Origin of the sequence: Nisaea sp. (assembly GCF_965216895.1) — a bacterium.
In the GTDB taxonomy this organism is placed as follows: Bacteria; Pseudomonadota; Alphaproteobacteria; order Thalassobaculales; family Thalassobaculaceae; genus Nisaea.
Genome location: NZ_OZ244205.1, coordinates 2,322,079 through 2,342,767 on the forward strand (window position 1 = coordinate 2,322,079; position 20,689 = coordinate 2,342,767).

Annotated in this window: 20 protein-coding genes; 9 read left to right on the plus strand and 11 right to left on the minus strand. The window is 64.8% G+C overall.

Annotated elements, in window-relative coordinates:
- Positions 1 to 8: 8 nt before the first annotated feature.
- Both ACOOE1_RS11180 and ACOOE1_RS11185 read right to left on the minus strand, forming a co-directional pair.
- Complete coding sequence (locus tag ACOOE1_RS11180; RefSeq protein ID WP_420402275.1) at positions 9 to 683, minus strand: DNA-3-methyladenine glycosylase I; 675 nt, start codon at positions 681 to 683, stop codon at positions 9 to 11.
- On the minus strand, positions 673 to 1,827 hold the full coding sequence (locus ACOOE1_RS11185) for a PLP-dependent cysteine synthase family protein (protein WP_420402276.1): 1,155 nt from the start codon (positions 1,825 to 1,827) through the stop codon (positions 673 to 675). Before ACOOE1_RS11185 ends, ACOOE1_RS11180 begins: the two co-directional genes overlap by 11 nt.
- Here ACOOE1_RS11185 and ACOOE1_RS11190 point away from each other — a divergent pair.
- Positions 1,723 to 2,610 carry a LysR family transcriptional regulator gene (locus tag ACOOE1_RS11190; RefSeq protein WP_420402277.1) on the plus strand — a complete coding sequence of 296 codons (888 nt, stop codon included), beginning with the start codon at positions 1,723 to 1,725 and terminating at the stop codon, positions 2,608 to 2,610. The genes ACOOE1_RS11185 and ACOOE1_RS11190 overlap by 105 nt on opposite strands.
- Before the next feature lie 6 nt (positions 2,611 to 2,616).
- Here ACOOE1_RS11190 and ACOOE1_RS11195 read toward each other — a convergent pair whose 3' ends face one another.
- Positions 2,617 to 3,768, minus strand: a complete 1,152-nt coding sequence (locus ACOOE1_RS11195; protein ID WP_420402278.1) for a DSD1 family PLP-dependent enzyme — start codon at positions 3,766 to 3,768, stop codon at positions 2,617 to 2,619.
- Between the two features lie 18 nt (positions 3,769 to 3,786).
- Positions 3,787 to 4,374, minus strand: coding sequence for a LysE family translocator (locus tag ACOOE1_RS11200; RefSeq protein WP_420402279.1), 588 nt, complete (start codon positions 4,372 to 4,374; stop codon positions 3,787 to 3,789).
- A 226-nt stretch (positions 4,375 to 4,600) separates the two neighbouring features.
- On the opposite strand from ACOOE1_RS11200, the gene ACOOE1_RS11205 reads away from it, so the two are divergent.
- The 3 genes from ACOOE1_RS11205 to ACOOE1_RS11215 all read left to right on the plus strand — a co-directional run bounded on the left by ACOOE1_RS11205 (position 4,601) and on the right by ACOOE1_RS11215 (position 9,344).
- Entirely contained in the window at positions 4,601 to 5,005 is a 405-nt protein-coding gene (locus ACOOE1_RS11205) for a hypothetical protein (protein ID WP_420402280.1), read from the plus strand.
- Between the two features lie 32 nt (positions 5,006 to 5,037).
- On the plus strand, positions 5,038 to 6,600 hold the full coding sequence (locus tag ACOOE1_RS11210) for an ATP-binding protein (protein ID WP_420402281.1): 1,563 nt from the start codon (positions 5,038 to 5,040) through the stop codon (positions 6,598 to 6,600).
- Positions 6,601 to 6,713: 113 nt separating this feature from the next.
- Entirely contained in the window at positions 6,714 to 9,344 is a 2,631-nt protein-coding gene (locus ACOOE1_RS11215; protein ID WP_420402282.1) for a cation-translocating P-type ATPase, read from the plus strand.
- Here ACOOE1_RS11215 and ACOOE1_RS11220 read toward each other — a convergent pair.
- The 4 genes from ACOOE1_RS11220 to ACOOE1_RS11235 are packed head-to-tail and all read right to left on the minus strand — an operon-like array spanning position 9,329 to position 13,864.
- Positions 9,329 to 10,030 (minus strand): ABC transporter ATP-binding protein, encoded by a 702-nt coding sequence (locus ACOOE1_RS11220; RefSeq protein WP_420402283.1) that lies wholly within the window; start codon positions 10,028 to 10,030, stop codon positions 9,329 to 9,331. The genes ACOOE1_RS11215 and ACOOE1_RS11220 overlap by 16 nt on opposite strands.
- The gene (locus ACOOE1_RS11225; protein WP_420402284.1) at positions 10,023 to 10,784 is read right to left on the minus strand and encodes an ABC transporter ATP-binding protein; all 762 of its coding nucleotides are present in this window, start codon (positions 10,782 to 10,784) and stop codon (positions 10,023 to 10,025) included. Before ACOOE1_RS11225 ends, ACOOE1_RS11220 begins: the two co-directional genes overlap by 8 nt.
- On the minus strand, positions 10,781 to 12,622 hold the full coding sequence (locus tag ACOOE1_RS11230; RefSeq protein ID WP_420402285.1) for an ABC transporter permease: 1,842 nt from the start codon (positions 12,620 to 12,622) through the stop codon (positions 10,781 to 10,783). The genes ACOOE1_RS11225 and ACOOE1_RS11230 overlap by 4 nt, the downstream gene beginning before the upstream one ends.
- A 30-nt stretch (positions 12,623 to 12,652) precedes the next feature.
- Positions 12,653 to 13,864, minus strand: coding sequence for an ABC transporter substrate-binding protein (locus ACOOE1_RS11235; protein WP_420402286.1), 1,212 nt, complete (start codon positions 13,862 to 13,864; stop codon positions 12,653 to 12,655).
- A 315-nt stretch (positions 13,865 to 14,179) separates the two neighbouring features.
- Here ACOOE1_RS11235 and ACOOE1_RS11240 point away from each other — a divergent pair, with 315 nt between their 5' ends.
- Positions 14,180 to 15,070, plus strand: a complete 891-nt coding sequence (locus ACOOE1_RS11240) for a dihydrodipicolinate synthase family protein (protein ID WP_420402287.1) — start codon at positions 14,180 to 14,182, stop codon at positions 15,068 to 15,070.
- Between the two features lie 4 nt (positions 15,071 to 15,074).
- Here ACOOE1_RS11240 and ACOOE1_RS11245 read toward each other — a convergent pair whose 3' ends face one another.
- Positions 15,075 to 15,512 carry a type II 3-dehydroquinate dehydratase gene (locus ACOOE1_RS11245; RefSeq protein ID WP_420402288.1) on the minus strand — a complete coding sequence of 146 codons (438 nt, stop codon included), beginning with the start codon at positions 15,510 to 15,512 and terminating at the stop codon, positions 15,075 to 15,077.
- Between the two features lie 67 nt (positions 15,513 to 15,579).
- Positions 15,580 to 16,257 carry a hypothetical protein gene (locus ACOOE1_RS11250; RefSeq protein ID WP_420402289.1) on the minus strand — a complete coding sequence of 226 codons (678 nt, stop codon included), beginning with the start codon at positions 16,255 to 16,257 and terminating at the stop codon, positions 15,580 to 15,582.
- Positions 16,258 to 16,497: 240 nt separating this feature from the next.
- Here ACOOE1_RS11250 and ACOOE1_RS11255 point away from each other — a divergent pair, with 240 nt between their 5' ends.
- Both ACOOE1_RS11255 and ACOOE1_RS11260 read left to right on the plus strand, forming a co-directional pair.
- Positions 16,498 to 17,385 (plus strand): dienelactone hydrolase family protein, encoded by an 888-nt coding sequence (locus ACOOE1_RS11255; protein WP_420406424.1) that lies wholly within the window; start codon positions 16,498 to 16,500, stop codon positions 17,383 to 17,385.
- 82 nt (positions 17,386 to 17,467) lie between these two features.
- On the plus strand, positions 17,468 to 18,352 hold the full coding sequence (locus ACOOE1_RS11260) for a DUF1932 domain-containing protein (RefSeq protein ID WP_420402290.1): 885 nt from the start codon (positions 17,468 to 17,470) through the stop codon (positions 18,350 to 18,352).
- On the opposite strand, the gene ACOOE1_RS11265 is transcribed toward ACOOE1_RS11260, so the two are convergent.
- Complete coding sequence (locus ACOOE1_RS11265) at positions 18,349 to 19,047, minus strand: 4'-phosphopantetheinyl transferase family protein (RefSeq protein WP_420402291.1); 699 nt, start codon at positions 19,045 to 19,047, stop codon at positions 18,349 to 18,351. The two genes, ACOOE1_RS11260 and ACOOE1_RS11265, sit on opposite strands and share 4 nt — an antisense overlap.
- Positions 19,048 to 19,191: 144 nt before the next feature.
- Here ACOOE1_RS11265 and ACOOE1_RS11270 point away from each other — a divergent pair, with 144 nt between their 5' ends.
- Both ACOOE1_RS11270 and ACOOE1_RS11275 read left to right on the plus strand, forming a co-directional pair.
- Positions 19,192 to 19,857 carry an AAA family ATPase gene (locus ACOOE1_RS11270; RefSeq protein WP_420402292.1) on the plus strand — a complete coding sequence of 222 codons (666 nt, stop codon included), beginning with the start codon at positions 19,192 to 19,194 and terminating at the stop codon, positions 19,855 to 19,857.
- 299 nt (positions 19,858 to 20,156) lie between these two features.
- Positions 20,157 to 20,642 carry a YcjF family protein gene (locus ACOOE1_RS11275; RefSeq protein ID WP_420402293.1) on the plus strand — a complete coding sequence of 162 codons (486 nt, stop codon included), beginning with the start codon at positions 20,157 to 20,159 and terminating at the stop codon, positions 20,640 to 20,642.
- The last annotated feature ends 47 nt before the right edge of the window (positions 20,643 to 20,689 follow it).

Genomic DNA, 20,689 nt, shown 5'->3' on the forward strand with positions numbered 1-20,689 from the left:
GCGAGCGCCTACCCGACCGAAAGCGCGAGCGTCCTGCTGATCGCGGCGCGGGGCAGACCGGTTTCTGCCTCCCATCCGTTGAAAGCGGCCTGGATCTTCGCCAAGGCCGATTTCGAACCTGCGGGACCGTCGATCACGCCGGCATGCCCCAAGGCGGCAACGACATCTTTCGAGAGGATGAAGCCGTCCCAACCGATGAAGCGCAGAAAATACTGCCCGGTCGCGCCGCCAAGCCGGTTGCCGTGCCGTTTCAGATAGTCCATCAGCCCCGCCTGGTCGGCACGGTCCCAATTGGCAAGGAACCGCCCGGCGCTGCCGTCGAGCGCCGCCATCTGCTCCACCAGCAGCGCATTGTCCCTGACGGCGAGGATCTTCGCCTTGTTGCGGACGATGCGTTCGTCGGCCATCAGGGACGCGAGGCGTGCGGCGCTCAGTTCCACATTGACCGCGATGTCGAACTGCTCGAACGCCTCCTCGATCCCGGACCATTTGCGCTCGATCACTTTCCAGGAGAAACCGGCCTGGAAGACCCGCTTTGCCATCTCCGAGAGGATACGGTCGTCGGACAAGGCCGCCGGGTCGCCGGGCCGCACGCCTTCGGCAATACGCTTGTCCAAGGCGGCCGCGCCGCCATGCCGGGCCTCGGCCCGCCGCCTGATCTCGGCAAAACTCTCAATCGGCATCCCGCGCCTCTCCATTGTAGAGCTCGGTACTCAGATACTTGACCCCACTGTCGCACATGATGGTGACAACGATGGAGTCCGGTCCCAGACGCTCGGCCTCGCGCAGGGCTGCAACGACATTTGCCCCGGTCGAGGTCCCGGCGAAGAGCCCCTCCTCGCGCGCGAGACGGCGGGACATAGCCATTGCCTCTCCGGTGCTCACGGTCGCAATCTCGTCGATCGGCTCCGGGTCCCAAAGCGGGACCACGAATCCCGCCCCGACACCCTCGATCCGGTGTTTTCCCGATTGCCCGCCGGACAGCACCGCGGACTCGGCGGGCTCTATGGCGATCGTACGGATGTCCCTGCCACGCTCCTTCAGGAATTCCGAAATCCCGCGCGCCGAGGCCGCCGTCCCCGTCGTCTGGACGAAGGCGTCGATCCGGCGGCCGGTCTGTTGCCAGATCTCCCTGCCCATCGTGCGGTAGGCCGAAAGCTGGTCGGCATTGTTGAGCTGGTCGGTCCATAAGGCGGCCGTCTCGCGCTGGATCCGGTCCGCTTCGGCGATCATCGCGCGGGTCAGCGCCGCGTCCATCGCTCCGTTGTCGCTGGGCACCACGGTCAGTGTCGCGCCGAGCGCCTCCATGTGCCGCCGCTTCTCGAGGCTGAAGGCATCGGAGGTGACGATGTGCAGCGGATAGCCCTTCACCGCGCAGACCAGGGCGAGAGACACGCCGGTGCTGCCGCCGGTATATTCGACGACCGATCCGCCGGGCGATAGCCGGCCGTCGCGTTCCGCCGCCTCCACCATGGCGAGCGCCATGCGATCCTTCATCGACCCGGTCGGGTTCTCGCTCTCGATCTTGAGCAGTACGCGTCCTGCACCTTGTGGCACGACTTTTTGCAGCTCGACCATTGGCGAATCGCCGATCCGGTCAAGGACAGTCCGAGCCTCCACGTTCCGTTCCCTCCACTTGTCCGGCGCGCCGTGCCGGCCATCAACAGGAGCGGACGATATTTGTTTATTTATTCGAACCAAAGCCGGATAATTCTGAACAGTATGGTTAAAAATCCATCCATTGACTGGGACGATCTGCGCTTCGTCCTGGCGATTTCCAGATCCGGCTCGCTCAGGGGTGCGGCGCGCAGCCTGTCGGTCAATCACGGGACGGTCTTGCAGCGCCTGAACCAGATCGAGGCGGCGCTCGATTCGCGGCTGTTTGGGCGCACGCGGCGCGGCCTGGTGCCGACAGAAACGGGGGAAGCGCTCGCACGACACGCCGCCGAGATGGAACGCGCCTTCCGCGCCGCGACACATGCGGCGGCCGGGCGCGATGCGGAACTGCGGGGTCCGATCCGCGTCAGCGTCCCCTTCGCGCTGTGCCCGGCCGGCCTCGGCGCGGCGCTCGCTCGCTTCTCAGAACAGCATCCGGAAATCGAGCTCGAGCTGGAAATCACCGACCGCTTCACCCGCTTCGCCGATCTTGAGGCCGATCTTTCGGTCCGCCTCGCCTTCGAAGTCGACGACGACGCCATCGGTCAACGCGTCCTGCAGTATCGCAAGACCGTCTATGCCGCCCGGGAGACCTGCGACCTGCTCCGATCCGGTCCCGGCGCGGTTCGCTGGCTCGGATGGGACAAGGAAGACGAAAGCGTCAGTTGGACGGAGGACACCGGGGTCACCGGCCATACCACGGCGCATAAATGTCCGGAACATCGCAGCCAGATCGAGATTGCGCGCCATGGCCCGTACCTCACCCTGCTGCCGTGTTTTCTCGGCGACTGTCAGGACGGATTGGTCCGGGTGCCCGGCGCGCGCCTGATCGACGACCGCAGCATCTGGATTCTGTACCGCACGGACCAGAAGACCACGGCCCGGCTCCGCGCCCTGAAAGGCGCACTCGACCAGCATTTTGCCGACAACAGGGCCTTCTACGTGGGCGCCTGATCCAGCTCAGTAGGCCTTGCCGCGCGCCGTCACCGGCCAGAGACATTCGACCTTGCCGTCCCGTATCCCGACATACCAGTCGTGGATGTTGCAGGTCGGATCGCAATGCCCCGGCACCAGTCGGAGTTTCTCGCTCGCGGCGAGGGTGTTTCCTGGGTCCCGGATCACGCCGTGCTCGTCGGAGCAGTTGACGTATTCGATATCGTCCCGCCCGAAGATCACCGGCAGGCCGGAATCGATACTCTGCACCTTGAGCCCGGCATCGCAGACCGCCTGGCCCGGTTTTGCCGTGCTCATGATCGAGGTCAGCAGGAAGAATGCGTTGCGGAATTCAGAGATCGGCGCGCCGCCTGCATCGCGGACCTTCTGATAATCCGCGTCCATGAACGCGTAGGAGCCGCATTGGAGCTCGGTATAGACTCCGGAACTGCCTTCGAACATGTAGCTTCCGGTCCCCGCCCCCGTGACCGTCGGACAGGCGAGGCCTGCCGCAAGGATCGCGTCCCGGGTTTTCCGTGCCAGATCGATCGCGGCCTCGATCCGCGCCTTCCGGTCCGCGAAGTCGCGGACATGCTGTGCCGCGCCATGGTAGGCTTGGATGCCGGAAAAGCGCAGTCCCGCTGCGTCTTCCGCCGCGCGCGCAAGTTCGACCGCCGGCGCGCCCGGCTCGACGCCGCAACGGCCGGCGCCGCAATCAATCTCGACCAATACGGAAATCTCACTGCCGTGTCGGACCGCCGCCGAGGAAAGCTCGGCGACATTGTCGAGGTCGTCGACGCAGACGCCGAGCGACACCTCACCAGCGAGCCGCGCGAGCCGGTCGATCATGCGCGGGCTGCGCACCTGGTTGGTGACGAGGATGTCGGTGATGCCGCCGCGGGCGAAGGCCTCGGCCTCGGAGGCTTTCTGGCAGCATATCCCCGTTGCACCGCCGATCTCGATCTGCCTGCGGGCGATGTCGGCCGACTTGTGCATCTTGCCGTGCGCCCGGAGTTTCACCCCCATCCCGGCGCAGAACTCGCCCATCTGGCGGAGATTGCCCTCGAAGGCGTCAAGATCGATGACCAGACAGGGCGTTTCAATCTCGGCCTCGGACATGCCGACCACCGCCGGCAGGTCGTAACCGACCTCCGGAGCCCCTGCCACAGTTCCGCTCATTCTTGCCTCCCTTCGTTGTCAGCCCTTCATCGCCGCGAGTCCGACAACGATCAGCATGGACAGCGCCATGCCCTTGTTTATCAGGGACTGGCTGCGCTCCGACAGGTCCAGTCGCTTCAGCGAGACTCCGGCCCAGAGCCAGATCAGATGCACCGGGATCCAGATCGCGTTGATGATCAGGAATTTCAGCGCAAGTTCCATGCTCAAGTTCCCGGGCATGAAATGGAAGCCCGAGAACAAGGTGGTATTGACGGCATAGGCCTTCGGATTGATCAGTTGCAGCAGGAATCCGCCGACGCCCCCGGGCGGCGTCTGCCGCTCGACAAAGGCGACCTTCGAGCCTGCCCAGCCGATCCTGAAGGCCAGATAGAGCAGGTAAGCCACCGATGCGTAGAGCAGCACCGGTCCGAGGATCGGGTTGGCCAGCACGATGGCGGCGACCCCGGTAACCACAAAAATGGCCACCGCATTGGTACCGATGAAAAGCCCGATCAGGAACCGGATGCCCGAGCCGAAACCGTACCCGGCCCCGACGCCGGCCGTCGTCAAGACCCCGATTCCGGGCGTGATGATGAGAAAGAAGATCGCCGTTGCGAATGTGAGCATGAAAACCCGGAGGTCTGGGGACGGGACATGTCAGGGTCAGGAGACTATCCGGTCGGCGCGCACAGTCAATCGGCGCAAGAATAATCCCGGAGAGCGAAATACAGGGCCGGATCACCAATAGATATGTAGGGCATTTTATGTAATTGAACCAATGTTCCAGAATTAACCGGTTCTTTATTTTCTCAATGATAGAAGAGGAGAATTATCCCGTTCAGACGAGAGAAGCATGTTCAGATTTCAACCTTTCGCACTCGGCCTTTTCATCCTCGCCGCACTTGTCGCTTCGACCGGTCATACGCAGGCTCAGAGCCTTTCCGAAAAGGTCGCCCTTCAGGCCGCCATGCAGCGTCATGTGGATGAGATCTCGGTCGATGGCGCCATTCTATACCTCGACACGGAAGCCGGCGAGGTCCGCAAGATCCATCCGGTGACCGCGCATCCGATTATCCTGTCAATGGGAGAGCACTACGTCCTTTGTTTCGATTTTCGCGACGATACCGGCAAGGACCTCCACATCGACTACTTTATGGCGCGCAAAGCGAACGAATACGTCGTCTTTCACACCGCGGTATCGAACCACGGGCTGGTGGCCAACCTGATGAAGTCCGGAAAGGTGAAACGGCTCCAGTAGTCGGGAAGCGCATGGAATACAGGTAAGCCGGCATGGGCGCGAATCCGCCATTCCCAAGAGTGCTGAAGGTCAAGCTGCTGACGATTGTCAGCGTGACCTTTCTTGCGCTGATCGTACCGGGGATCTGGTTGCTTCTCTTCACCTCTTCGCTCGCCGACGAGGAGCTTCTCGCAAGCCGGATCGGCAATCTGACCGCCCGCACGGCCCTCGCCGTCGACCGTCACGCGGCATACGACAAACCTTTCCTGGCCCGCGATCTGTTGTCGCCGCTGGCCGCCGACCGCGCCTTTCTCTGCGCCGAACTTGCAAGAGGTGACGCGGCGCCGGCTATGGCGCTGCCGTCTTCGCAGGGGTGTCCGGAGAATCTCGAGGGACTCGAGATCAGCATCCCCGCCTCCAAGGACGGACTGTGGTCATTGCGGGTCATGTTCACGGACAGGGAACTGACGGAAACACGCCGGTTTGAATACACCGCCGGTGCGGCGGCCATCGCCGTTGCCTTCCTGGCAGCGCTGATCGCCGTCGTCGTAGGGTTCTACTTTCTTGTCGACCGCCCCCTCAAACGCCTGCTCACAACCATCCGCGAATCCTCGGACTGCGGCGAACTGCAGACCGTGAACTGGCAGAGCCGCGACGAGATGGGACTGGTCGTCCAAGCCTACAACACGATGGTAGAACGCGAGCGTCAGCGCGAGTTGACTCTACGCTCCGTCAATGAGGAGCTGCGCCGCTCGGAAGCCGATCTCGGTGACCTCAACCGGGACCTCGAGGACCGAGTTCGCGAACGGACCCGCGAGCTCGAGATCGCCAAGAAGGCCGCCGAATTCGCCAACAGCTCGAAGACCCGCTTCCTGCGCGCGATGAGCCACGAATTGCGCACGCCGCTGAATGCCATCATCGGTTTCTCCGACATCATGGCGCACGGCACGCTCGGCAAGCTTGAGAACGAGCGCTATCGGGAATTCTCGGTCGATATCCGCGAGAGCGGCCGTCACCTTCTGAAGATCATCAACGAACTGCTGGACATCGCCCGGATCGAGGCCGGTCAGGACTCGCTGGAGGAAGAGATCGTCGGCGTCGACGCTCTCGTTACCGAGGCGGTTCGGCTGGTGAAGCCTCTGGCGGACGAGCGCGGCATCGAGCTGCAGCGCTCCGAGGTTGACCCGGAACTGGTACTGGATGTCGATGCGACAAAGATGAAGCAGGTGCTGCTGAACCTGCTCGGCAACGCGGTCAAGTACACGCCGTCGGGCGGGGTCGTGAAAGCGATCGTGTCTCTCAGGCCGCGTCATGGCGATTTCCGCAAGGGTGGTATCGAGTTCCATATTTCAGATACCGGGCGCGGCATTCCGTCCGATCAGATACCGAAGGCCCTGACCGCTTTCGAGCGGCTCGACGACGAAATCACGGCCTCGCAGAGCGGCACCGGCCTCGGCTTGCCACTGGCTCAGATGATGGTGGAACTGCACGGCGGCAGCCTCACCCTGGAAAGTGAAGTGGACGTTGGAACCACGGTCTCCGTCTGGCTGCCGGCAGCGCGCGTTGGCTACCTCAGGAATGCGCTCGACGACCTGAAGGTCGCCGGCTCCCGCTAATAGAGCGACACGTTCTTCCAGCCGAGCAGGCAATTGCGCCAGGTCAATTCCGCCGATTGTGCGGCGCGGTATAAGGTGGCCGCGGCCATGCGACATCGCCGGAGACAGCTGACGTGGACTGCGAAAATGCCAACGGACTGACCTCCGCGGAAGCCGCACGGCGTCTTTCCGAGTTCGGTCCGAACCGCCTACCCGAACCAAGACTGTCCGGACCTCTCGCCCTCTTCGCCCGGCAGTTTCTCAGTCCTTTCATTTATATCCTGATCATCGCCGCGCTTGCCTCTCTGGCCATCGGACAGGTCCCGAGCACGGTCTTCATCCTCGTGGTTCTGCTGATCAATGCGGTCATCGGCACGGCGCAGGAATACGCGGCCCAGAAATCCGCTTCGGCGCTTCGCAAGATGGTCCGTGGTTCGGCGCGGGTGCGCCGCGACGGTGCGGACCAGAACATCGACATCGAGGCCGTGGTTCCGGGCGACCTGGTCCTGCTCGCCTCCGGCGACAAGGTGCCGGCCGATATCAGGCTTGGCACCGCGCGCAGTCTCGCGATCGACGAGTCCGCCCTGACCGGAGAGTCCCTGGCCGTCACCAAGAATGCCGGCGCGCAAATGGCGGAAAACGCCCCGATCACGGAACGGGTCGATATGTGCTTCGCCGGCACCGTGGTGACCCACGGCCGTGCCGTCGGCACGGTGACGGCAACGGGGCTTTCCACCCAGATCGGCTCGATTGCCCGGGAAATCGGAACCGGACGGCGCTCCGAGCCGCCCCTGATGATCCGGATCCGCCGCTTCACCTACAAAGTGGCGGCCGGCATCGGTCTCTCGATCCTCGCTTTGATCCTGCTGATGTTCCAGGTGGGCGGCTACGACACCCGCGAGATGGCGATGATGGCGATCGGCCTCGCCGTGTCCGCCATTCCGGAAGGTCTGCCGGCGGCCCTGACTGTCGCGCTTGCCATCGGCATGGGGCGGATGGCGAAGCTCCATGTGATCATCCGAAAGCTGGTCGCGGTCGAGTCCCTCGGTTCCTGCACCTTCATCTGCTCCGACAAGACCGGCACGCTCACCGTCAACGAGCTCACCATCACGAAGATCGTGCTGCCCGGCGGTTCCGAGTTCGAGGTCAGCGGCTCCGGCGTCGGTCCCGGGAGCGTCGGTTCGCCGGAACAGCATCACCGCCTGCGCGACATCTGCCTGACGGGTGTCTTCGCCAACGAGAGCTGTCTCGACTATGCGGGCGGTGAATGGGTCTCGGAAGGCGATATCGTCGATGTCGCCTTCCTTGTCCTCGCAAAGAAGCTCGGCCTCTCGCTGCGCCAGGCGCGCGCCGAACAGGCACAACTGGAGATGATCCCGTACGAGTCGGAGCGCGCGCTGTCCGGCAGCCTGACCCGACTCGGCGCCGGCGCCTGCCTGCATGTGAAGGGCAGCCCGGAAAAGCTCGCCGCGATGTCGAGTCACATGCTGACCCACGAGGGGGTGGTTCCGGTCGACCGCGCCGCCATCGAGGTCCAGGCCGTGGAACTGGCGCGGCAGGGGTATCGCGTAATCGCGCTCGCGCGACGCGAAACCAACCGCATCACCGGCGCGCTCAACCAACTTTCGGAACTCACATTTCTCGGTCAGGTCGCGATGATCGATCCGATTCGACCGGACGCGAAGGATGCCGTCGAGAGATGCCGTGCGGCCGGGATCGAGGTCGCGATGATCACGGGGGATCACCCGGCGACGGCCGGCGCAATCGCCCGCAATCTCGGCATCCGGAACCTCTCCGGCGACGTCGTGACCGGCAGTGTCCTGCGCAAGGCCGAGCAGGAAGGACCGGATGCGCTCGACTCCCTTGTGAAACCGGCGCGGGTTTTCGCCCGGATCGAGCCCCTGCAGAAGCAACAGATTGTCGACTCACTGATGCGTGCCGGCCATTTCGTCGCCGTCACCGGGGACGGGGTGAACGACGCCCCCGCGATGCGCCGCGCCAATGTCGGCGTCGCCATGGGCAAGCGCGGCACCGACGTCGCCAAGGAGGCGGCGGACCTGATCATCGCGGACGACCGCTTCGCCTCGATCGTCGCCGGGGTCGAGCAGGGGCGCGTCGTATACGGCAATATCCGCAAGGTCATCGCCCTGCTGGTCGCGACCGGATTCTCGGCCCTGCTGCTGTTCTTCCTCACCGTGCTCGCCGGCCTGCCGATGCCGCTCACCGCAGTCCAGCTGCTCTGGCTCAATCTCATTGCCAACGGCCTGCAGGACGTCGCCCTCGCCTTCGAGCCGAAAGAGGGGAACGAGCTCAAGCGCCCGCCCCGGCGCCCGGACGAGCCGATCTTCGACCGGCGCATCGTCGGCCATGTGCTGGTGACCGGCACGGCAATGGGGCTGCTTGCCTTCGCCGTCTTCGAGTGGCTGATATCGGGCGGCAGGAGCGCGGAGGAGGCCCGCAACCTCACGCTGATGCTGATGATCCTGTTCGGCAACATCCACGCCCTTTCCAGCCGCTCGGAGACGCGCTCCCTGTTCCGGATTCGTTTCTGGGGCAACCCTTTTCTCATTCTCGCGGTGCCGGCCGCACAGGCCCTGCATATCGGGGCGACGCACATCCCGTGGATCCAGGATGTACTGTCGCTTCGGCCGGTTGCGGTTTCCGAGTGGCTGCTTCTGCTCGGCGTCTCCCTGCTCCTGCTGATGATCGAGGAGGCGCACAAATCCTGGCACCGCCACCGGCACAAAGATCACACAGCGAGATAGCTCGAGGAGATCCCTGCATCGGTGTCGAGCGCGGCGAAGCTGCCATCGAAGCGGATATGCCCGCTGTCGATGATCAGCGCGCGGTCGGAGACGGTGCGGGCAAAGCGCAGATTCTGCTCCGAAAGCAGCACCGTCACGCCAGCGTTCTTCAGACGCCGGATCGCCCCGGCCATCTGTTCAACCACCACCGGCGCAATGCCTTCCGAAGGCTCGTCCAGAAGCAGGAGGCGCGGATTGCCCATCAGGGTGCGGGCGATGGTCAGCATCTGCTGTTCTCCCCCGGAAAGCGTGCCGCCGATGGCATTGCGGCGCTCGGCAAGATTGGGAAAGAGCTCGAACAGTCGCTCCGGCGTCCAGATCGGGAGCCCGTCGCGCGGGGGCTGGCGGCCGACCTCCAGATTCTCGCTTACCGTCAGGTCGGCGAAGATCCGGCGCTCCTCAGGTACGTAGCCGAGCCCCATGCGGGCGATCCGGTGCGGCGGCAATTTCGTGATGTCGCGCCCCTCGAAGAGCACCTTGCCGCTCTCCGGCCGGACGAGCTGGAGGACCGATTTCAGCACAGTCGACTTGCCAGCTCCGTTCCGGCCGAGCAGGGCCACCGCCTCACCCCTGCCGACCGAGAAGGAAACGTCGAACAGGATATGCGCCTTGCCGTAGAAGCTGTTGACCGCGTCGAGCTCAAGCATGTCCGGTCTCCGCGGCGGAGCCGAGATAGACGCTGCGCACCTTCGCATCCGCGCGGACGGCGTCCGGTGCGCCGTCGGCGATCAGCCGCCCCCGGTCGAGCACCATGATCCGGTCGGCATGGCCGAACACCACGTCCATATCGTGCTCGGTGAAGAGCACGCTTATGCCGCGCTCGGCGACGGTGCCGGAGACGAGATCCATCAGCGCGTGGCGCTCCTTCGGCGCCATCCCGGCGGTCGGCTCGTCCATCAGCAGCAGGCGCGGAGCGCCGGCCAGCGCGATGGCGAACTCGAGACGCTTCACGTCGCCGTAGGCGAGCACGCTGGCAGGACGGTCCGCCTGCGCCGCCATTCCGACGCGTTCCAGCAGGGACATGGCCTCTTCGCGCCGCCGGTCACGGGCCCGGCGGAACGGATCGAAGCTCTCACCGTTCTGCGCCTGGAGCGCGGTCTGCACGTTTTCCACCACACTCATGGAGGCGAAGACAGAGGTTATCTGGAAGGTGCGGCCGACACCGAGTGACCAGATCTCGCGGGGGTCGCGCCCGACAAGATCGACACCCTCGAAGCGGGCGGTTCCCGCATCGGGCCGAAGCTCGCCCATGAGCATCTGGAACGAGGTCGACTTGCCGGCGCCGTTCGGACCGATCAGGGCGAGACGCTCGCCCGCGTGGAGATCGAAATGGAGATCCTCCACCGCATGGACGCCGCCAAAGGCCTTGCAGAGACCGCGCACTTCGAGAACCGGGCTCATGGGGCCTCCCGGCGCCGGACGAGGCGCCCGGCGAGGCCGGCGAGCCCGGTCGGCGCCACGAGCACGATGGCGATGACGGTCAGGCCGAGCAACAGGCGCCAGCTCTCGAGGCGGGAGAGCCAGTCCTGCAGCAGGGTCAGCGCCGCCGCACCCACGGCCGGTCCGCCGAGCGCATTGACGCCGCCGAGGAAGACCATGATCAGCGCATCGAAGGAACGCGCGATCTCCAGCGCGCTCGGGAAGATGCTGCCCTTGGAGAAGACGAAGAGCCCGCCCGCCAGCCCGGCCATGGTGCCGGCGACCACCATCGCCGCGAGCCGCACCCGTTCGACCCGGATGCCGGAAACGCGGGCCCGCCTTTCTGAATCCCTCGCCGCCCGAAGCGCGTAGCCGAAGGGCGAGTGGGCGAGATGGCGCAACACCAGCACGCCGCCGCCGCCGAGGGCGAGCGTGAGGTAGTAATAGACCGTGCCGTCCGAGGCCCAGGCCGCGGGCCAGATTCCGATCAGCCCGTCATCGCCGCCGGTCACCTCGGTCCACTGGAAGGCCAGAGACCAGAGCAACTGGGCGAAGGCGAGAGTCAGCATGGCGAAATACACCCCTTTCAGCCGCAGGCAGAACCAGCCGATGGCGAAAGCGAGCCAGGCTCCGGCAAGCGGCGCCAGAAGCAGTGCCAGTTCCATCGGGGTTTGCGCGTAGGTGACCGCAAGGGCCGCCGCATAGGCGCCACCGCCGAAAAGGGCCGCGTGGCCGAAGGAGATCAGCCCGCCGAGCGAGAGCATGAAATGCAGGCTCGCGGCAAAGAGCGCGAGGACCACGATGTCCGTCGCAAGCACCAGCGCGAAGTCGCTGCCCATGAGCGGCAACGCGACGAGCAGCCCGAAGAGGGCAAGCGCCGCCGTCCGCCCGCGCGGCCCGAGCGGTGCCAGCGGCCGGTCCGGAATCCCGGTCGCGGGCGGCCCCGCCTGCAGTTCGGCGCGCCCGAACAGGCCGTGCGGACGGATCAGGAGGACGACGGCCATGACGACATACATCAGCACCAGGGTGCTTTCCGGCAGATAGAGCACGCCGAAGACATTGACGACGGAGATCAGCACGGCGGCGAGGAAAGCGCCGCCGATCGAGCCCATCCCGCCGATCACGACGACAACGAAGACGGGCGCGAGGACGCCGAGATCCAGCGTCAGGTCGGCCCCGCCCTTCGGCAGCTGCAGCGCGCCGCCCAGCCCGGCAAGCGCCGCACCAAGAAAGAACACGCCGCTGAACAGCAAAGACTGGTTGATGCCGAGCGCTCCGACCATTTCCCGGTCCTGCGTCGCCGCCCGGATCAGGATCCCGGCCCGTGTCCTGGTCATCAGCAGCCAGAGGCCGATCAGCACCAGCGGCGCCACCGCGATCAGGGCGAGATCGTATTCCGGAACCGGCTGGCCGAGCAGCATGACCGCGCCGTCAAGTCCGGGCGCACGCGGGCCGAGCAGATCCTCCGGCCCCCACAGCATCAGGGTCAGGTCCTGCACCACCAGCACGACGCCGAAGGTCGCGACCAGCTGGAACAGTTCCGGCGCCCTGTAGAGGCGCCGCAGGATGACGCTCTCGACCAGCAGGCCGAAGAGGCCCACCGCAGCGGCCGCGGCCAGTGCCGCAACCCAGAATCCGAGCGGCCCGGTCAGATATTGCAGCGCCGTATAGCCGCAATAGGCGCCCAGCATATAAAGCGAGCCATGGGCAAAATTGACGATCCGGGTCACGCCGAAGATCAGCGAGAGTCCCGAGGCCACAAGGAACAGGGCCGCCGCGTTCGCCAGCCCGGCCAGAAGCTGGGCAACCAGGAGCCCCATCGAATTTTCCCCGATCGCCGCGCGCGAGCGCTATTCCGCCGGACGGAGCGCACGCACCTCGTCGTCGGACGGCAGGTAGTCTGCTCCGTCGCGATAGGTCCAGTCCACCATCACGCCCTTGCCGTCCTTGACCGCCGTCTTGCCGACGAACGCGCCCATGGTCGACTGATGATCGATCGCCCGGTAGGTGATCTCGCCGACCGGCGTCTCGACCTCGAGCCCCTTGAAGGCCTCGACCAGCGCCTCGGTCTCTGTGCTGCCGGCCTTTTCCAGCGCGGCGGCGATGGAGAGCATGGTGTTATAGCCGACCAGCGAGCCGTTGCGCGGATAGTCGCCCCAGCGCACCTCGTAGGCTTCCCTGAACGCCGTGTGCTCCGGCGTGTCGATCGCATACCAGGGATAGCCGGTGACGATCCAGCCTTCCGGCGCCTCGTCCTTCAGCGGATCGAGATATTCCGGCTCCCCGCCGAGCAGGCCGAGCACGGTCTTGCCGTCGAACAGGTTCCGGAGCGAGCCCTCGCGTACGAACTTGGCGAGGTCGGAGCCGAAGGTGACGTTGTAGATCGCCTCCGGATTGGCCGCGGCGAGCGCCTGGGCCTCCGCGGCGGCGTCGATCTTGAACAGCGCCGGCCACTGCTCGGCGACGAACTCGACATCGGGCACGAGCCTGGTCAGCACCTGCTTGAACGCGGCGACCGCCTCCTTGCCGTAGGCATAGTTCGGCGCGATCGTCGCCCAGCGCTTGGCGCCGGTCTTCGCCGCCTCTTCCGCCAGCATCGCCGCCTGCATGTAGGTCGAGGGACGGAGCCGGAAGGTGTAGCGGTTGCCTTTCGCCCAGACCAGCGCGTCGGCCAGCGGCTCGGAGGCGAGGTAGAGCTGCTTCTTCTGCTTGGCATAGGAGGCGAGCGCGAGACCGACATGGCTGAAGAGGTTGCCGGAGACCAGCGCCACGCCGTCGCGTGTGAACATCTCTTCGGCGATTTTCACCGCCTCGGCCGGTTTGCCGAGATCGTCGCGCGAGACCACCTCGATCATCCGCCCCCCGAGCACGCCGCCCTTGGCATTGATATGCTCGACCGCGAGGTCGAGGCCCTTCTTGTAGGGCACGGTGAAGGCCGGCAGCCGCGTATAGCTGTTCATGTCGCCGATCTTCACGCTGTCGGCGGCGTGAGACGGCATGGCCGCGGCTGTCAGCATCGCCGCTCCGAGTGCAAGTCCGGTGAAAATCGTCCTGATGGTCATTCCGGTCCCTCCATCTGTGACAGTCCGGCTACGCTGTCGTCGTGCGCGCCGCGGCGCCTGTGACGCCGTCGGTCCCTCTTCCGACTGCCCATTAAACCTGGAAAAGGGGACCCTTCGACAAAGCCCCCCGCAAGTCAACACTCACCGGCACTGCCGACCAGGAAATTCCCGATCGTAGAACGGAACCACTGATCCGGAACGAATAGGAGCGGCAGATCGGAGTCCGCAAGCTCAGTTGTCCGTCTCCCGGCTTCCAGCCTTGCCACATGACCCGCCCCCACCCAGAATTCCGGAAAACAGACTTGGGAGGGGGCGATGACAGAAACGGCAACAGGCATCTATCCGATGCTCTACGCGCTGTTCGGCGCGGACGGCAAACTCGACAAGGGCGCGCACGAGGCGCAGATCGAAGCCTGCCTGCGCGCGGGCGTGCACGGGCTCGCGGTCGGCGGACTGGCCAGCGAGTGCAACAAGCTGACCGTCGCCGAGCGCCGGCGGCATGTGGAATGGACGCTGGAGATGACGGTCGGGCGCCGTCCGGTCAGTGTGACGATCAGCGACAATACCGTGGAAGGCCAGATCGAGGGCGTCCGCCACGCGGCGAATCTCGGCGCCGCCTGGGTCGTGCTGCAGCCGCCGCCGGTCAAGACCGCGTCGGAAGCCGCGCTGATCGACTTCTTCGGCGCTGTCGCCGACGCCTCCCCGGTCCCGGTCGGAATCCAGAACGCGCCGGAATATATCGGCATCGGGCTTTCGAATGCGGGCCTGATCGAGCTCAGCCGCCGGCACCCGAACGTCTCCATCCTGAAGGCCGAGGGCCCCGCGCTCTATATCGGCAAACTGGCCGAGGACGCGGCCGGCCGCTTCGAGCTGCTGAACGGCCGCAACGGCATGACCCTGATCGACGATCTCCGCGCCGGCTGCACCGGCTGCATCCCCGGCGTCGAGTGCTGCGATATCGAGAGCCGGATCTTCGAGCTCTGGCAGGCGGGCAGCCATGCGGAGGCCGAGGCGCTGTTCCGCGAGGTGCTGCCGCTGCTGCACTTCCTGATGACCGGGATCGACCACCTGCTCTGCTACGGCAAGCGGCTGGCGGCGAAACGCATCGGGCTGAGCGAGGTGCATGACCGCGGCCCCGCCGAAGCGCCGCATCCCTTCGGCATGCAGGTGCTGGAAGCCTGGTCGCGCGATCTCGGGCCGCTCTGAGGCCCTAGTCCGCCGCCTCCAGCAGGTCGTACATCGCGCCGAGCGCCGTCACATAGCCCCTCGGCCCGAGACCGCAGATCACGGCGGTCACCGCCGGGGACATGATCGAGTGCCGGTGCAGCGCGTCACGGGCATGGATGTTGGAAATATGCAGCTCGATTTTCGGCCCCTCGAAAATCTTCAGCGCGTCGAGGAGCGGCACCGACTGGAAGCTGAGGCCCGCCGGATTGATGATCAGCCCGTCCGCCGCGTCCTCGGCCTCGTGGATCATGTCGATCAGCGTGCCTTCGTGGTTGCTCTGCCTGAACTCGATCGGCCCACGCGCCGCCTCCCGACACCAACCCTCGACCTGCTCCAGCGTCGTCCGCCCGTAGATCGTCGGCTCCCGCTTGCCGAGCTTGTTCAGGTTCGGGCCGTTCAGGATATGGATGGTGTGGGTCATTATGTTTCCTCAAGTTTCTTAGATAGAGTTGCAGAAGACCCGCGCTACCAATCCACCCATTACACGATTATGGATCCGTCGGCTTGTTCCATATCTGCCCTGAACTCCTGTAGTCAGCTGGGAAGTGCGACACCACCGGAAGTCTAAACAAATGGAGAGTGACCTCAGCCTCAACACCAAATGTGAAGTTTTTAAACCACGTAATTTCAAACAGCCTTTTATCAGGCGGCGGAGAATCTATACACAAGACGAGATTAAACGGAGGAAAACAAATCTCTGAAAAAATCTTTCCCTTTTCGCCGTCTAGATTGAGCAAGCCAGTTAAAGCCGAACTCCTAGCCGCACGGGAGTTTTGCACATCGTAAACACCCATAAAAACTCTGAATCTATCCGGCAACACCCTAGCGTCCCTATTGAGAATGAACCTAACGAGGTCAGGATTCTTTTCCGCGAACTCGGGCGGTCCAGCACTACAAAACATTGCCAAAATTTGTTTCAGGACTTCAACGGGTCGTGCCGGCACAATGAGGGTCCCGGGAACTCCGTCAGGCAAGCGCCACATGAGAGTGTAGAGCGATTTGACGAAATCCACATAAGCGGGCCCGTACCAGCTACCCGTATTGTTATTACAGCTACGACATAGCGTGTGCTTGCCAACTCCTCCCTGAACGACTCGACCGGACGGGTTGTCCAGTTCACTTCTCAGGTCGCCATGAAGGATTTTCTTGATGTCGGCCTCAAGCACTCGATAGCCGTTGTATGCTGCCCGAGGCGGGACATGCTCGAAAGTGAGTCGAGCGGTATCACCGCAAAGATGACATTTTCCTACGACTGGTTTTCGCCTCGACATTTGGCGCATATAGGAAGTTCAGCTCGCAAATTCAGCAAAGTTCGTTACCGCTGTTAATGCCTCTCGCTCTTTCCCGTCTCCCGCCGCACACTATCTCCCTCAAATAAACACCACTGGCCGGAGGGAGGCAGGGACCTGAACGAACGCGATATCGATCCGAAGATCTACGAACTCTACGACCAGTACTGCCACTCCGCGATGGAGCGGCGCGAGTTTCTGAGCCGGGCGGCGACCATCGCCGTGGTCGGCGGTTCCGGGCTCGCGATGGCAGAGGCGCTGCTGCCGAAATACGCCGCGGCGCAGACCATTTCCTTCACCGACCCGCGCATCAGGGCGACCTACGAGCTCTACGACTCGCCCGGCGGCAACGGCGCGGAGGAGATGCGCGGCTATCTGGTGCGGCCGGCCGGCGACGGGCCGTTTCCGGCGGTCCTGGTGGTGCACGAGAACCGGGGTCTCAATCCCTATATCGAGGACGTGGCGCGGCGCGCGGCGATCGCCGGGTTCCTCGCCTTCGCGCCGGACGGGCTCTGGCCGCTCGGCGGCTATCCGGGCAATGACGACGATGGCAAGGTCATGCAGCGCAGCCTCGACCGGGACAAGCTGATGGTCGACCTGCTGAACGGCGCGAATTTCCTCAAGGATCACGAGCTCTCCAACGGCAGGCTCGGTGCCACCGGCTTCTGTTTCGGCGGCGGCGTGGTGAACTGGCTCGCGGTCAAGATGGGCGCGGACCTCGCCGCCGGCGTGCCGTTCTACGGACGGGCGCCGGAGGATGCCGGCGTCGCGAAGATCAAGGCGGCGATGCTGATCCAGTATGCCGAGGACGACCCGCGGGTGAATGCCGGCAAGGACGGCTACGAGGCGGCGCTGAAGGCGAACGGCGTGGACTACGAGATGCATGTCTATCCGGGCACCAGGCACGGCTTCCACAACAACTCGACGCCGCGCTACGACGAGGCGCAGGCGAAGATCGCGTGGGAGCGGACGGTGGCGCATTTCTCCAGCCATCTGGCGAGCTGACGGAGGAGATTCCGCAGCAAGAGGTTCGACGGATCCGCTTTCGCCTGCCAGAATGCAGGTCCCACCAGACGGATCGGATTCCATGGACCAGAGAATTGTCTTCATCGGCTTCGGCGAAGCCGGCAGCGCCATCGTCAGCGGCTGGAAAGACGTGCCGGACATCCGCGTCTTCGACATCAAGACCGACGACGAAGCGGCGCGCCCCGCCATGCTCTCGCGCTACCAGGAGTTCGGCGTCGCAGGACGGATGAGCGCGGCGGAGGCGGTGCAGGACGCGGATCTGGTCTTCTGCACCGTCACGGCGGATCAGGCGGCGATCGCGGCCGGCGGCTGCGCGCCGCATCTGAAGCCCGGGGCGCTCTGGCTCGATCTCAATTCCTGCGCGCCCTCGACGAAGAAGAGCGCCGCCGAGACCGTCGAGGCCGCCGGCGCGCGCTATGTCGACGTCGCGGTCATGGCGCCGGTCTACCCGAAAAGGAACATGGCGCCGCTGCTGATCGCGGGGCCCCATGCAGAGACCGTGAAGCCTTTGCTCGAAGCCCTGCCGATGGCACCGCGGATCGTCGAGGGTCCGGTCGGCTCGGCCTCCTCGATCAAGATGATCCGCTCGATCATGATGAAGGGCATGGAGGCGCTGACCGCCGAATGCGTGCTCGCCGCCGTCCGTGCCGGAGTCGATGACGAGGTGCTCTCCTCGCTGCAGGCGAGCAACCCGGAGATCGACTGGCGCTTCCGCGCGTCCTACGATTTCGAACGCTCTCTCGCCCATGGCATCCGGCGGGCGGCGGAGATGCGCGAGGTGGTGAAGACCGTCGCCGATCTCGGCTTCGCACCGGACATGGCGCGCGCGACGGTGGAATGGCAGGCCCGCATGGGCGCGCTCGGGCTCGGCCCCGAAGTCAGCGAGGATCTCGACTACCGGGAGATCGCCGGCAAGGTCCTCTCCCGGCTCGACGCGGCGGACTAGGCAAGCACGGCCAGCGTGCGGACGAGACCGCCCGACAGCGCATAGACGCAGTCCACCTCGGTGCCCGGTTGCAGGTCGTCCGACAGCCGTCGCACCAGGCGGAGGCGGGCGCGACCGTCTGCGATCCCGGCAAGCTCCGCGTCCTCGAACCCGGCGAACGTCCCGAGCAGGGGCGCGATGGCCTTGTAGAGGCTTTCCTTCAGCGAGAAGACAAGCGTCGCGCCCTCTTCGAAAGAGAGTCCCGTCAGGCTTGCAATCCCGCGCAGGTCGGCGGGGCGCAGAACGAGATCGGAGATCTCCGCCGCGGCCTCGCCGGTCATGCTGATTTCGAAGTCGAGGCCGAGCCCCCGGCAGGCATCGGCGCGGATCGCCGCCGCGGCGGCCACTTTCGCCGCATGCGTGATCGCTCCCCGGTATCCGGCGGGCCAGACCGGCGCGCCCGACCGGTCGCGTCCGACGAGACTCCCGGGCGCTCCGCAGGCGCGCAGGGCCTCCCGGGCGCAGACCCGTCCCGCGAGATGGGCCGCCCGGCGCATCGGCACCGCCTCGGCCAGCTCCGGCGGCATCGGGATACCCGCTGCGGCGAAATCGGCCGGCGCCGAGATCCGGTGTTCGAAGGCGGCCTCGGCCATGGCGACCGGCAGGCCGGTTTCCGGGAAAGGCCAGGATGACGTGGGCACGGAAAGACCTGTCATTCCGTCGCTTGCCTCCGCTTTCGGTCGCGACACCTTGTCGCAAAATATTCTGACAACCTATCGCATCGCCTGCTAAACTTCTGCAATTCTTGAGTTTTACATCGAGTAACTCCAGGGATAGGCAAACATCCCGAGGGAGGCCGGGTGCCAGCGAAGATCATTTCCTTCGTCACCATGAAAGGCGGAAGCGGCAAGAGCACGTCAGCGATGTGCCTTGGCGCCTATTGGCACAAGAAAGGCGCAAGGGTCGCGCTGATCGATGCCGATCCCGCCGGAACGCTCGTGCGCTGGATCGAGGCCGGCGAGGATCTGGCGGACCTGACAGCCGCCACCGCCGGCCCCGAGACCGTCGAGAAACAGATCGACGCTTTTCTCAAGGACGGGTTCGACTCCATTATCATCGACACGCCCGGCTTCCAGTCGGAGGCGACCGATGCAGCGATCCGCCGCGCCGATCTTCTGCTGATCCCAATGCGCCCCTCCCCGATCGACTATCAGGTGGCCGCCGATACGGCGGAACATGTGGCGCGCCTCAGTGCCGCGCCGGTGCGCTTCATCCTCAACCAGACGACCCGGGGCAGCGTGATCGCACGGCATATGCGGGGGCAGATGGAAGATGCCGGCCTGCAACCCATGAATGTGGAATTTCCGGCCCGGGTCGCTTATGGTGAAGCCGCTCTGGCGGGAACCACACCGAGCTATTACCAGCCCCGTGGCGCAGCCGCTGCGGAAATTGCGGAATTCGCGGCCGAGACCGACAAACTGCTGTCGCGCCGCGCGAAAATACGGAAGACAAGCGAGGCCGTATGAGCAAGAAACTGCCGGAACTTCGCCGCACGCAGCGGCCGGGCACCTCGTCGAGAGCCGCCGGGCGCACCACGGCACGACCGGCGACAGCCAAGCCCGGCGAAGGCAAGAGCACCGCGAAAGCAGGAACCAAACCCACCGCTGCGAAGAAATCTTCCGCTGCGGCCGCGTCTAAGGCCGCAACGCGGAGTGCCGCTGCGAAGCGCAGCACACGGACATCGTCCAGAACATCGGATAAGCAGCCGGAAAAGGCTGCAGCATCTTCGTCGTCCACGTCACAAACAACCACAGCAGGTGTTGCCATGACTGCAGAAACCGAAGCCGTCGCCTCCGAACCGGTCGTCGCCAATGTTGCCGCGAAGCGCCAGCAGGCCCAGGCCATCGTCTCGAAATATGCGGCCTGGTCCTCGGCCTTCGGCGTGCTGCCGATACCGTTCGCCGACATCGCCGGGATCTCCGGTACCCAGGTCGCCATGGTGGTGGCGCTCTGCAAGCTCTACGGGGTGAAGTTCTCCGAAAGCTGGATCCGCACCATTCTCAGCGCCATCGCCGGCGGCGTCGCGCCCTGGGCCGTCACCAGCGGAGTCGTGACCACCTTCCTCAAATCCGTTCCGGGCTGGGGTCTCGGCGTCGGCTTTGTCGGCATGGCCGGGCTCTCCAACCTCGCGACCCGGACCATCGGCAAGCTGTTCATCGAGCATTTCGAAGCCGGAGGTACCCTCGCGGATGTGGATACGGACGCGATGAAAGAGTCGCTGTCGGACGAGATGAGCAAGAAAAAGAACTGAGCCATTTCGCAGAGCTCAACGAAAAAGCCGCGGCGCTTCTGCCGCGG

Excerpts from the sequence above, each read along its gene's own strand:
- ACOOE1_RS11275 (WP_420402293.1), top strand. The coding sequence starts at position 20,157 with ATGACTGCAGAAACCGAAGCCGTCGCCTCCGAACCGGTCGTCGCCAAT.
- ACOOE1_RS11195 (WP_420402278.1), bottom strand. The coding sequence starts at position 3,768 with ATGAGCGGAACTGTGGCAGGGGCTCCGGAGGTCGGTTACGACCTGCCG.
- ACOOE1_RS11235 (WP_420402286.1), bottom strand. The coding sequence starts at position 13,864 with ATGACCATCAGGACGATTTTCACCGGACTTGCACTCGGAGCGGCGATG.
- ACOOE1_RS11205 (WP_420402280.1), top strand. The coding sequence starts at position 4,601 with ATGTTCAGATTTCAACCTTTCGCACTCGGCCTTTTCATCCTCGCCGCA.
- ACOOE1_RS11265 (WP_420402291.1), bottom strand. The coding sequence starts at position 19,047 with ATGACAGGTCTTTCCGTGCCCACGTCATCCTGGCCTTTCCCGGAAACC.
- ACOOE1_RS11230 (WP_420402285.1), bottom strand. The coding sequence starts at position 12,622 with ATGGGGCTCCTGGTTGCCCAGCTTCTGGCCGGGCTGGCGAACGCGGCG.
- ACOOE1_RS11260 (WP_420402290.1), top strand. The coding sequence starts at position 17,468 with ATGGACCAGAGAATTGTCTTCATCGGCTTCGGCGAAGCCGGCAGCGCC.
- ACOOE1_RS11180 (WP_420402275.1), bottom strand. The coding sequence starts at position 683 with ATGCCGATTGAGAGTTTTGCCGAGATCAGGCGGCGGGCCGAGGCCCGG.
- ACOOE1_RS11220 (WP_420402283.1), bottom strand. The coding sequence starts at position 10,030 with ATGCTTGAGCTCGACGCGGTCAACAGCTTCTACGGCAAGGCGCATATC.
- ACOOE1_RS11210 (WP_420402281.1), top strand. The coding sequence starts at position 5,038 with ATGGGCGCGAATCCGCCATTCCCAAGAGTGCTGAAGGTCAAGCTGCTG.
- ACOOE1_RS11200 (WP_420402279.1), bottom strand. The coding sequence starts at position 4,374 with ATGCTCACATTCGCAACGGCGATCTTCTTTCTCATCATCACGCCCGGA.
- ACOOE1_RS11190 (WP_420402277.1), top strand. The coding sequence starts at position 1,723 with ATGGTTAAAAATCCATCCATTGACTGGGACGATCTGCGCTTCGTCCTG.
- ACOOE1_RS11225 (WP_420402284.1), bottom strand. The coding sequence starts at position 10,784 with ATGAGCCCGGTTCTCGAAGTGCGCGGTCTCTGCAAGGCCTTTGGCGGC.
- ACOOE1_RS11245 (WP_420402288.1), bottom strand. The coding sequence starts at position 15,512 with ATGACCCACACCATCCATATCCTGAACGGCCCGAACCTGAACAAGCTC.
- ACOOE1_RS11240 (WP_420402287.1), top strand. The coding sequence starts at position 14,180 with ATGACAGAAACGGCAACAGGCATCTATCCGATGCTCTACGCGCTGTTC.